We start from the raw sequence: 10,991 nt of genomic DNA on the forward strand, positions 1-10,991 counted from the left end.
GCGGAAGAGGGTGAATAAGCAATTAATACCCCAAAGACTTAACCTATCAGTTCAAGTACCGTCGATATTTATTCAGCCAATGCCCCTGACGTTGAAGACGCTCAGCTCCCGAAGCTCCAAATAACAGTCGGCGTTCAGTTCGTTGAGGCAGGTTAAGTTTAGAGGTTTCACGCCGGACATTGCTCCGCTTACTATACTGGTCTAACGAAGTTTTCTGCTCTTACTTACTCTCGTGCTGCCCCACTAGCAGGCGGTAGTAGTGGGATACACCAGTTCGATTTGGCCAAGTATACACAACGGGTCAATCAGAAAACTTTCCCGTAACTCGGCGATGGTGAAAGCCGCTGCTTTTTGCGAATTGCTGGCATATACTTGTTGCATGGAGAGTAAAAAGCAGCAATGAGTTAGCGTCCCATCCAGCCGCCATCGACCGTGAGAATAGTACCATGTACGTAGTCAGCGGCTGAAGATGCAAGGAATACGGCCGGGCCTTGAAAGTCCTCGGGGCGACCCCAGCGACCGGCCGGGATGCGGCTTAAGATGCTTAGCGAACGTTCAGGGTCATTACGCAGCGCCTCGGTGTTATCGGTGGCGATGTAACCAGGAGCAATAGCATTTACATTCACCCCACGGCCAGCCCATTCGTTGGCCAGGGCCTTCACCAACGAGCCGATGGCCCCCTTGCTGGCCGCGTAGCCCGGCACCATCACGCCGCCCTGGAAAGTAAGCAGAGAAGCCGTGAAGATAATTTTACCATTACCCTGGGCCAGCATTTGCCCCCCAATGGCGCGGGCCAGTCGAAAGGGTGTATCGAGGTTAACCGTTAGCACTTCGTCCCAAAACTTGTCCGAGTGCTCGGCGGCGGGTTGACGGCGGATAGTACCGGCATTATTAATTAGAATGTCAATGCGCGAAAAGTCCTGCTGCACTTGACTAATAAATGCATCCACCTGCTCACGTTCACTAAAATCAGCTTGATAGGCATGAAACTGACGGCCTAACGCCCGTATTTGTTGCTCCGTTTCGCTACCGCTTAGCAGCAGCGACGCCGATACGCCAATGATATCAGCACCTGCTGCCGCCAGCCCCAGAGCCATGGCCTGTCCGATACCCTTGTTGCACCCCGTAACGAGGGCACACTTGCCAGCCAAATTAAACGACGAGGGAACACTCATTTTTCGGCTCTATTTGATAAATTTCCGATTGCTTCGGCTCGCTTAGCTTTATTATCCGCCTTCTCTACCAAGGTTAAAAGGCTGATGGGAAAAACAAAGCACGTTACCGGTTCATTGCTGAAGAGGGTGATATCCTTGACCATCTGATGCATTTTTAGTTCATGTAATTGGCTGCGAAGCAGAAGCATGTGTCTTATATTAGAGAGGTTTAAACACAAGACAGGTGCTGCTATCCCAGTAAACATGCCGGTCCGCCGAAATCCCATTGCGGCTACCAGAACTTCGTGTACAGCGCCGTAATGAGCAGCAGTGTGATGACGATGAGTGTCAGCGTCTGCCGGCTCACCCTGAACAGGCCGGGCTTTAGATCGATGGCGCGGCTGCTGATGGCCGGAGCAGTCAGACTGATGGATACCATCAGAATGACGGTGAACATGAATGAGAGGCCCATACAAATCAAGAAGGGAATTTCAAGTCCGCCCTTGCCATTGGGGTAAGCCGTGTAGAGCAGGGTTTCGTTGCCCAATACACTCGGCGCGTACTCGTTGAAGAATACAGACATGGCGAAGCCGGCCAGCACACCCACAATGGCCGCCGTGGCGGTAGTGCGCTTCCAGAACATGCCTAGCAGGAAGATGGCTAGGATGCCGGGCGAGATGAAGCCGGTGTACTTCTGGATAAACTGAAAGCCGCCCTCACCGCCAATGCCCAATGCGTCCTGCCACGTCAGGCCGATGCTGATGACAATGGCCGCCACGATGGTGAGGCGCCCTACCCAGACCTGCTTTTTCTCGGTGGCCTCGGGCGCCAAGTAGCGCTTGTAGATGTCGAGGGTGTAGATGGTCGAAACCGAGTTCACCTTGCCGGCCAGCGAGGCCACAATGGCCGCCGTGAGGGCGGCCATGCTCAATCCCTTGAGGCCATTGGGCAGGAAAGTCAGAATCGCCGAGTAGGCGTTATCGGAGTTAAAGGCGCCGGTCGAGGACATTTCGGCCTGCAGACTACCGTTTTGGTAGAGCACATAGGCGGCAATGCCGGGCAGCATCACAATCACGGGCATCATCAGCTTGAGAATGCCGGCGAACAGGATGCCGGTGCGGGCCGTGTGCAAATCCGCTCCAAGTGCTCTTTGCGTGATGTACTGGTTGCAGCCCCAGTAGTTTAGGTTCACAATCCACTGCCCGGCCAGGTACATGGCGATGCCGGGCAGGGATAAATATTTATCGATTTCCACCTGCGTCGTGGTGGCCGTGGGCTTGGGAAAAATCATGTGGAAGTGGTCGGGTGCCTTTTCCATCAGGGCATTGAAGCCAGTCAGGGCGCCGCCGCCGAGGCCGAACTTGGTGCTCACTAGTTGGAGGGCAATATAGGTCGTGACCAAGCCGCCCACTACCAGAACCACCACCTGCACCACGTCGGTGTATCCCACCACCTTCATGCCGCCGACGGAAATAAGCAGCGCGAACAAGGCCAGCAGCACGATGATGACGTGGAATGAGTCGCCGCCCACCAAGTTACTCAGGGCCAACGCGCCGAGATATAGAATGGACGTGAGGTTGACCAGCACGTAGAGAAAGAGCCAGAAGACGCTCATTATTAGGCTCAACGTAGAGTTGTAGCGCTGCTCCAGAAACTGCGGCATCGTGAAAATCTTCTCCTTCAGAAACACGGGCATGAAGAACACCGCCACGATGATGAGCACGATGGCGGCCACCCACTCATACGCCGCCACCGCCACACCCACCTTGAAGCCAGAGCCCGACATGCCGATGAACTGTTCGGCCGAGATGTTGGAGGCAATCATGGACGCGCCGATGGCCCACCACGTCAGAGAGCCTTCGGCGAGAAAGTAGTCTTTCGTGGTTTGCTCGGCCTGCTGCTTGCTCCGGTAGATGTAGTACCCATAAGCTGATACGCCAATGAGGTAGAAGAAGAACACCGCAAGGTCAAGCGTCGTAAGCGGGTTGCGCATAAAAAAAGGCCGACGGGAGGCACAAGATTAGAAGTGGCCGGCACCAGCGTCCGGCAGTTGGGAAGTTATGGCTGGCCGTAGTAGGAATCCTTACCGTGCTTGCGCAGGTAGTGCTTGGAAATGAGCGCGTCTGATAGCGGCGGCGCGGCGGGGTTGATTTGCAGCGTAAGCCAAGCCATGTGGGCCAACTCTTCAAGCACGGCCGCGTTGTACACGGCCTTGGCCGCGTCGCGGCCCCAGGTGAAGGGGCCGTGGCTGGCCACGAGCACCATTTCGACTTCAGCCGGCGAGAGGCGTTGCTCCCGGAACACGTCCAGAATCTGCTGGCCCGTTTCCAGCTCGTAGTCGCCCCGAATCATGGCTTCTGTCATCGGGGCGGTGCAGGGCACGGTGGTGGTGAGATGGTCGGCGTGGGTAGTTCCCAGCAGGGGCAAAGGCAGTTGCGCCTGCGCCCAGGCCACTGCGTGGGTGGAGTGCGTATGGCAGATGCCGCCGATGGCAGTAAAATTGCGGTAGAGCAGCAGGTGGGTTTTGGTGTCTGACGAGGGACGCCTAGTGCCCTCCACTACCTGATTTTCCAAATCTACCAGCACAATGTCTTCGGGGCGAAGCGTTTCGTAGGGTACACCGCTGGGTTTGATAGCCACCACGCCGGCCTCTCGGTCAATGCCGCTCACATTGCCGAAGGTGTAGAGCACCAACCCCCGCCGGGGCAGCTCCAGGTTGGATTCGTACACCTGCTCGCGCAGGGTTTGGTAACGGCTCATGGGTAGTGGCGTTTAGGCGAGGAGCGCGGGCGCAGGAGGAAGGATTCCCACGTTTTCGATAAAGCTGCCTAAGGCCAGGTAGCGGGCATACAACTGGTCGTACACGGCGGCCACGGCCGGGCGAGGCAAAAACTCCATGTCGGTGCCCGAGGCCAGCGCCCGCTGGGCCGCCGGAATGTCAGCATATACCCCGGCCACCGCCGCCGCGCAGATGGCCGCCCCCAACGCGCAGCACTGGTCGGAGGCGGCCACTCGCAGGGGCACGTTAAGCACGTCGGCCAGCGTCTGCATGGCAAACGCCGACTTGCGCGCTACCCCGCCGATGGCCACCACGGCCTGAATGCGTATGCCCTCTTCGGCAAACCGCTCCACGATACGGCGGCTGCCGAAGGCGGTGGCCTCCACCAGCGCCTTGAACACGCCGGCTGCGTCGGTACCCAGGTGCAGACCCGTGAGGGCGGCCTGCAGCTCGTGATTGGCATCCGGGGTGCGGCGCCCGTTTACCCAGTCCAGCGCCACGGGGTCGTGGGCGGTAATGGAGCGCCTGCGGGCTACTTCGCTTAAGTGGGGCAGTAGCTTCTCGTGCAGCTGCGCGGCCATGGCGCCCAAGCCCTGGGCTTCCAGCAATTCTGTGACGGGCGCCAACACCAGGCGCCGCAACCAGGCGTAGAGGTCGCCGAAGGCTGACTGCCCAGCTTCGAGTCCCAGCAGGCCAGGGACCACAGAGCCATCGACCTGCCCGCAGATGCCGCACACCGCCCGTCCGCCTACGTCGCCGGCCGGGGCCGTGAGAATGTCGCAGGTAGAGGTGCCGGTTACTTTCACTAGGGTGTAGGGCTGGATGTTGGCCCCCACGGCCCCCATATGGGCGTCATAGGCCCCCACTCCAATCACTACGTCGGCCGGCAAGCCCAGCCGAGCGGCCCACTCGGCGGAGATGACACCCATTGCCTGGTCGGCCGTATAAGTATCCTGATAAAGGCGGGCGCGCAGTCCAATAAGCCTAGGGTCGAGCGTGGTCAGAAACTCCTGTGAGGGCAGTCCGTCGAACTCCTCGTGCCACATGGCCTTGTGGCCGGCGGCGCAGCGGGAGCGCCGCAGCGTAAGCGGGTCGGGGTTGCCGGTGAGTTGGGCTGAAATCCAGTCGCAGTGCTCGACCCACGAGAAGGCGGCGGCAGCCACCGACTCATCTACCCGCACCGTGTGCATAATCTTGGCCCAGAACCACTCCGAGGAATAGATGCCGCCCACATACTTGGTATAGTCCACGGACCAGCGGCGGGCTAGGGCCGTGATTTCGGCGGCCTCGGCGTTGGCCGTGTGGTCCTTCCACATGGTGAACATGGCATGCGGGTTGTCGGCAAATTCGGGCCGCAAAGCCAGCAGGGTGCCCTGCTCGTCCACGGGGCCGGCCGTTGAGCCAGTTGTATCCACAGACATGCCGCGCACCCGGCTCGCAGCCCCCGCCGGCAAGGCGGCTAGGGCCTGCTGGGCGGCCTGCTCCAGGCTTTCGAGGTGGTCAAGCGGGTGCTGGCGAAACTGCGAAGCCTCCGGGTTGCAGTAATAGCCGGCTTGCCAGCGCGCCAGCTCACACACGGCATGGCTCAGCTCTTGCCCGGTGTGAGCATTTACCACTAGCACCCGCACCGAGTCCGTCCCAAAATCCACGCCCATTACCAAAGGCGGCAGGGCTTCAGTGGCGCAATCGGCAATCGTTTGCATGAGGAGTCGGGCAAAAAAGTGGCAAATACAAAGGGTAAAAACATATAGCGGCGGCGGGGCTAGAAGCCTTGGGCCAAGTGATAGTGAACCTCGCTCCAGCGTAGTTCCTGCCGGAAGCGGGGCAAGCGGGTATCGGCATCGATGGCGACGTACTCCACGCCAGCCATCTCGGCGAAGTCAGCCAGGTATTCGGCCGTCAAAGCCTGGGTGAAGACGGTGTGATGCGCACCTCCAGCTAGAATCCAGGCTCCAGCGGCAGTTTTTAGGTCGGGCCGAGGCACCCACAGCGCGCGGGCTACGGGCAGCCGGGGCAGCGGCTCGGGCAGGGCAATGGCATCCACCTCGTTGACCAGCAAACGAAAGCGGTTGCCCATATCAATCAGCGAAGCGTTTAAGGCAGGGCCGGGGGCCACGTCAAACACCAATCGCACAGGGTCGGCCTTGCCGCCGATGCTCAGCGGATGCACCTCGCAGCGCGGCCGGCTGGCGGCGAGGCTCTCGTCAATCTCCAGCATGTGGGCACCAAGCACGGCCATTTGGCCGGGTGCTAAGTGGTAGGTATAGTCCTCCATGAACGAAGCGCCACCTGGCAGCCCCTGACTCATCACCTTGAGGGCATATCCCAGGGCGGCTACTTTCCAGTCGCCTTCGGCCCCGAAGCCGTAGCCGGCAGCCATCAGGCGCTGCACGGCCAGCCCGGGAAGCTGGGGCAGCCCGTGCAAATCCTCAAACGTGGTGGTGAAGCCCTGAAAATTGCCGGCCTCTAAAAAGCTACGCAGACCCAATTCAGTGCGGGCTTCCGTCGCGAGAGAATCGCGTTGCGCTCCACCAGATTGTAGTCCCGCGGCGAGGTCGTAACAACGGCCATATTCGGCCAGTAACTCGCCAACGGCTTCATCGCTGACTTGGTTACGATGGGCCACCAAGTCGCCGAGGCCAAAGCCGTGCACGGAATAGCCGAATTTAATCTGCGCCTCTACCTTGTCGCCCTCCGTTACGGCTACATCGCGCATGTTGTCGCCGAAACGGGCGAAGCGCGCGCCCTGTAAGGCTGCCCAACCTGCCGCCGCCCGAACCCAGACTCCGATGCGCTCCTGCACCTCAGGGTCGGCCCAGTGACCCACTACCACTTTGCGGGCCAGGCGCAGCCGCGCCGCCATGAATCCAAATTCCCGGTCGCCGTGGGCGGCCTGATTCAGGTTCATAAAGTCCATGTCGAGGCTGGCCCAGGGAATATCCCGGTTGAATTGCGTATGTAAATGCAACAATGGTTTGCTCAAGACTTTCAGGCCGGCAATCCACATCTTAGCGGGCGAAAACGTGTGCATCCAGACCACTACGCCGATGCAATCAAACGCATTACTAGCGGCCTGGCACAAGGCCAGAATTTGCTCGCTGTCAGTGAGCACCGGCTGAAATACCACCCGCACCGGCACGGCGGGTGCGTTTGCCAGGGTGGCCGCGATTTCCTGCGCGTGCGCTGCTACCTTACGCAGGGCTTCTTCGCCATACAGGTGCTGGCTGCCGGTCACGAACCAGATTTCGCGGCGGGCTAAAGGCAGAAGTATTTGATAAGGAAGTGGTGCCATAGAGGGGTAATTTGCCACTTGTTCATGAATAATCTGGCTTAAATTGATTCATTTCGAAAGCAGCGGTTTGCAGAAACGCGGCATAGAACGGCCCAATATTAAGAAGAAATTCATGACCAGTCATGACCAGTATTAATCTTAAGCATCTTTGCGTTATGAGTGGTGTTATTTTTCACATTGACCCTGTCTCGCCGGTGCCCCGCTACCAGCAGATTGTGCGCACGGTGCAGGAGGGAGTGGCTAGCGGTCAACTCCGGTTTAACCAGCCCCTGCCTTCTCTCAATGAATTGTGCGCCCAGTTGGGCCTGTCCCGCCAAACGGCACTCTCGGCCTACCAAGAGTTGAAGTCGCGCGGCATAATCGCGGCCTCGCCTGGCAAGGGCTATTACGTAGCAAGTGAGGAGCATAAACCCCAGCACAAGGTATTCCTGCTCTTTGATGAGCTGAATGGTTTTAAGCAGGTACTTTACCAGTCGTTCAAGGATGCACTGGGCGAGCAAGGGCAGGTGGATATTTTCTTTCACCATTGCAACCCCAAGGTGTTTCGCACTTTGGTGTACGACAACCTCGGATCGTACACCAACTATGTCATCATGCCGCTGGCCGACATGCGCACCCACGAACTGGTGGGCAGCCTGCCGGCCGACAAGCTGGTCATCCTCGACGTGGGTCGGGAGCAGTACGGCCAGCAATTCGCCTCGGTGTGCCAGCACTTCGAGCAGGACGTATACGAGGGCCTGCTGGCGGGCTTGGACCGCATCCGGCACTACCGCCGGCTTGTACTCGTGTTTCCAGACGTGGTCTGGAACCCGACGGAAATCGTGACGGGCTTTGAGCGGTTCTGCCGCACCCACGGCGTGGCGTATGACGTGGTGAAATTCCTAGCTGCCCGAGATATTAAAAAGGGCGAAGCGTACCTAGTCATTGAGGATACCGACCTAGTGCATGTGGTGCGTGCCGCCCGGCAGGCGGACTTACTGCTGGGTCGCGACTTAGGCGTCATTGCGTTCAACGACGCGCCGCTGAAAGAAGTGGTGGCCGAAGGCATCACCACCATCTCCACTGATTTTGCGGCGATGGGCCGCGCCGCAGCCGGATTGGTGCTAGGCCGGCAACGGCAGCACCTCGACAACCCCTCGACCCTGATTAAGCGAGCGTCGCTTTAAGCCGGTGGCGCCGCTAATTTGGGGCTGATGAAGCTAATTCAGCAGTTTATATCTCCTGGGGCTCAGGAAGAAAAGCGCCTCAGTAAGGGGGGATTTTTTGATGTAAGTAATTAATATTCGATTGTTGGGTGTTGTTAAACAAATAGGGCAAAACCTCCGACTTGGAAGTGAAGAAGCCTGAATATTACTAATAAGGCACAAAGCTGACCTAAGAGGGTGTAGGATAAATTAATCGTCCGGTTTCGATATTGTTCGTTTGGCCACTCGTCGAATCATTAAGTTGCCGAGAGATATTTTAATCCAGGCTTCACGGTTGCGCGGATTGGTTTCGTAATCGCGGCCCGCCATGCGGCGGTACTTGCCCAGCCAGGCAAACGTGCGTTCGACGACCCAGCGCCAGGGCAGCACGGTGAAGCCCTTTTGGCCGGGCGGCTTGCTTATCACTTCCACGCGCAGGCCGACAGCGGCGGCGGCGTGGGCCACCAGCGGGCCCTGGTAGCGGCCGTCGGCCCAGACCAGTTGCAGGTCAGGGGCACGCGCTTTGGCTTCGGCCAGCACGGGTCCGGCGCCGACGGGGTCCTGCACACTCGCGGACTGGACCTGAACGGCCAGGGGCAAGCCTTCCGTGTCCACGACCACGTGGCGTTTACGGCCCGCTACTTGCTTGCCGGCATCGTAGCCGTGACAGCCCCCCTTTTAGCGCCCGTCCGAACCGACTGCGTGTCAATGGCCCCGGCCGTGGGCTCAGCGGCGCGCTGCGGCTGGCGCACGGCCCGGCGTAGCCCACCCATGAGCCGGTCCCACGTGCCGTCCTCGCGCCAGGCTTCGAATGGTTTGTATGCGGTGCGCCAGGGCGGCAAATCGTGCGGCAGCAGATGCCAGGCGCTGCCAGCCCGGGCCTGATAAAAAATAGCGTTGAGCAATTCGCGTTTCGGGTGCAGGGGCGGCCGGCCATAGCCACTGGTGCGCACGTGAGGCTCCACCAGAACCCATTGCTCGTCAGTCAAATCAGTGGAATAAGCGCGGCGAGTCATCCCGCAAAGATAAATCCCTATGTTTTTACCCTATACCCCCTTATTAATATTCGAGGCTATTTCATGGCAGCCTTCCTGGTTTAGGCCACCGCTAGTCAGGTTATCGTTACAGCGGAGCGAAAAGCGAAAAGCTACGCTAAGAGGCTTCTGTTCAAGGGAACCGAGCAAGCCTCCGAATATTGGCCGGGATAAGCCAGGCGTCGGCATGGTTTGTTTTGCAGTCGTAATCCTGGGCCAGGCGACGTTTGGTGTCGGCCCAGGCCCTGCCGTGCTCAACCACCTAGTATTTGGCGTAGATGAAAAAGCGACCCTTATTGGCCGCCGCGCCGGCGGGCACTTGGGGCTGCACGTTCCGCTGGGCTATGTGTTGGCGGAAGCGCCGGCCAAAACCGCCGTAGACCGGTTATATTCCTCCTCCTCTGGGGATACGGTGGGTGCAGTTCACGCTGCAGCCCCCCAGTGGTTTCCGGGCGGATACAGTTTTGCCCGCATCTGCCGGGCCTTTGGGGTGGAGCACCGCCTGACCAAACCAGCGGACCCGTGGACCAACGGCCAAGTCGAGCGGATGAATCGCACCATCAAGGACGCCACCGTTCAACGCTACCATTACCAGACCACGGCGCAACTCAACGAGCACCTGCAAGCCTTGTTGCTGGCCTATAACCACGCCAAGCGACTCAAGCGCCTACGCGGATTGACGCCACACGAATTTGTCTGCGCACAGTGGCAAATGAACCCGACTATCTTTACCCGTGACCCGATCCACCTCACGCTGGGACTATACACCATAGGCATTACTACCTATTCTAGCCAACGAATCGGCCACTAGGCAAATTGCACTAAATGCAAAAGAGGGGCTAGGGCCGCTCACTCAGCAATGTGGCTTGTTTGAGCCGATAAGGTTGAACCAAGCCAAAAACCAGCTGAAAGGGACAGGAGAATCCTGTCAGATGGCTGTCTCATGTCAAACTAATGGCAATACCCCCGCATCCTACCCAGGGGTTCTCATAACTAGCATTGCTTGTCAACCCCTAGAGCGCTACAGCAGCCTCCGGCCGCTATAAGATGCAAGCCTTCAAATTGCACTAAATAGCATACCTAAGCTAGGACCGCCCACCCAGTAATCTAGCTTTTTTGGGCTAAAAACGTGGTTTTGGTCCAATTAGGCAGCCAAACAGGGGCTAGAAGTCTCGCTTACAACACTACTCCCAAAGACTAGAAAATTTGGCGGGGCTTATTGATAGGTCAAGGCTTGAATGTGGGATTGGGCTGATAGACGTGAGCAAGCGCTTGGCCGTGCGGTCTTTCTTTGATAGGGCCGGTGAGTGCATTTGGAACTCCTGGCGTTGACTAAATAGCCTGCCTAAGCTGTACACCCTTGAGGAGTACTACATGAGGTCCTTGAGCATTTTTTCGTAAAGACCAGGGGTGGTGGTCTAATTCAGGATGATGCTGCGATTATGGTTGTCGATGACGATTTTGATGCGGGCGGTGTGCATTTTCAAGCATTTGCTGAACGAGCAACTTTTGCGCACCAGCACGCCGCTGCGCTGGCGCAAGGAACAA

9 protein-coding genes and 1 pseudogene are annotated in these 10,991 nt (G+C 58.4%); 2 read left to right on the top strand and 8 right to left on the bottom strand.

Annotated features, from left to right (window positions below):
- Positions 1-404 precede the first annotated feature (404 nt).
- The 6 genes from kduD to araA form a co-directional block, all read right to left on the bottom strand.
- Positions 405-1,175, bottom strand: a complete 771-nt coding sequence (gene kduD, locus RMO51_RS08580) for a 2-dehydro-3-deoxy-D-gluconate 5-dehydrogenase KduD (RefSeq protein WP_310393819.1) — start codon at positions 1,173-1,175, stop codon at positions 405-407.
- Positions 1,172-1,363, bottom strand: coding sequence for a hypothetical protein (locus tag RMO51_RS08585; RefSeq protein ID WP_310393821.1), 192 nt, complete (start codon positions 1,361-1,363; stop codon positions 1,172-1,174). Before RMO51_RS08585 ends, kduD begins: the two co-directional genes overlap by 4 nt.
- An 83-nt stretch (positions 1,364-1,446) precedes the next feature.
- Entirely contained in the window at positions 1,447-3,147 is a 1,701-nt protein-coding gene (locus tag RMO51_RS08590; RefSeq protein WP_310393823.1) for a sodium:solute symporter family transporter, read from the bottom strand.
- A 65-nt stretch (positions 3,148-3,212) separates the two neighbouring features.
- Positions 3,213-3,914 carry an L-ribulose-5-phosphate 4-epimerase gene (locus RMO51_RS08595; protein ID WP_310393825.1) on the bottom strand — a complete coding sequence of 234 codons (702 nt, stop codon included), beginning with the start codon at positions 3,912-3,914 and terminating at the stop codon, positions 3,213-3,215.
- A 12-nt stretch (positions 3,915-3,926) separates the two neighbouring features.
- Complete coding sequence (locus RMO51_RS08600) at positions 3,927-5,636, bottom strand: ribulokinase (RefSeq protein ID WP_310393827.1); 1,710 nt, start codon at positions 5,634-5,636, stop codon at positions 3,927-3,929.
- A gap of 59 nt (positions 5,637-5,695) precedes the next feature.
- Positions 5,696-7,225, bottom strand: a complete 1,530-nt coding sequence (gene araA / locus RMO51_RS08605) for an L-arabinose isomerase (protein WP_310393829.1) — start codon at positions 7,223-7,225, stop codon at positions 5,696-5,698.
- A 155-nt stretch (positions 7,226-7,380) separates the two neighbouring features.
- On the opposite strand from araA, the gene RMO51_RS08610 reads away from it, so the two are divergent.
- Positions 7,381-8,391, top strand: a complete 1,011-nt coding sequence (locus RMO51_RS08610) for a GntR family transcriptional regulator (protein WP_310393830.1) — start codon at positions 7,381-7,383, stop codon at positions 8,389-8,391.
- Positions 8,392-8,619: 228 nt separating this feature from the next.
- Here the strand turns inward: RMO51_RS08610 and RMO51_RS08615 are convergent, their stop codons facing one another.
- Together RMO51_RS08615 and RMO51_RS08620 are read right to left on the bottom strand one after the other, a co-directional pair.
- Positions 8,620-9,024 (bottom strand): transposase, encoded by a 405-nt coding sequence (locus tag RMO51_RS08615; RefSeq protein WP_310393832.1) that lies wholly within the window; start codon positions 9,022-9,024, stop codon positions 8,620-8,622.
- Between the two features lie 23 nt (positions 9,025-9,047).
- On the bottom strand, positions 9,048-9,425 hold the full coding sequence (locus tag RMO51_RS08620; RefSeq protein WP_310393833.1) for a transposase: 378 nt from the start codon (positions 9,423-9,425) through the stop codon (positions 9,048-9,050).
- A gap of 481 nt (positions 9,426-9,906) precedes the next feature.
- Here RMO51_RS08620 and RMO51_RS08625 point away from each other — a divergent pair.
- Positions 9,907-10,254, top strand: a pseudogene (locus RMO51_RS08625) (integrase core domain-containing protein); the annotation flags it as partial.
- Between the last annotated feature and the right edge of the window lie 737 nt (positions 10,255-10,991).

It is taken from the genome of Hymenobacter sp., from assembly GCF_031398885.1.
GTDB lineage: Bacteria > Bacteroidota > Bacteroidia > Cytophagales > Hymenobacteraceae > Hymenobacter.

Excerpts from the sequence above, each read along its gene's own strand:
- araA (WP_310393829.1), bottom strand. The coding sequence starts at position 7,225 with ATGGCACCACTTCCTTATCAAATACTTCTGCCTTTAGCCCGCCGCGAA.
- RMO51_RS08610 (WP_310393830.1), top strand. The coding sequence starts at position 7,381 with ATGAGTGGTGTTATTTTTCACATTGACCCTGTCTCGCCGGTGCCCCGC.
- RMO51_RS08600 (WP_310393827.1), bottom strand. The coding sequence starts at position 5,636 with ATGCAAACGATTGCCGATTGCGCCACTGAAGCCCTGCCGCCTTTGGTA.
- RMO51_RS08595 (WP_310393825.1), bottom strand. The coding sequence starts at position 3,914 with ATGAGCCGTTACCAAACCCTGCGCGAGCAGGTGTACGAATCCAACCTG.
- RMO51_RS08590 (WP_310393823.1), bottom strand. The coding sequence starts at position 3,147 with ATGCGCAACCCGCTTACGACGCTTGACCTTGCGGTGTTCTTCTTCTAC.
- RMO51_RS08620 (WP_310393833.1), bottom strand. The coding sequence starts at position 9,425 with ATGACTCGCCGCGCTTATTCCACTGATTTGACTGACGAGCAATGGGTT.
- kduD (WP_310393819.1), bottom strand. The coding sequence starts at position 1,175 with ATGAGTGTTCCCTCGTCGTTTAATTTGGCTGGCAAGTGTGCCCTCGTT.
- RMO51_RS08585 (WP_310393821.1), bottom strand. The coding sequence starts at position 1,363 with ATGCTTCTGCTTCGCAGCCAATTACATGAACTAAAAATGCATCAGATG.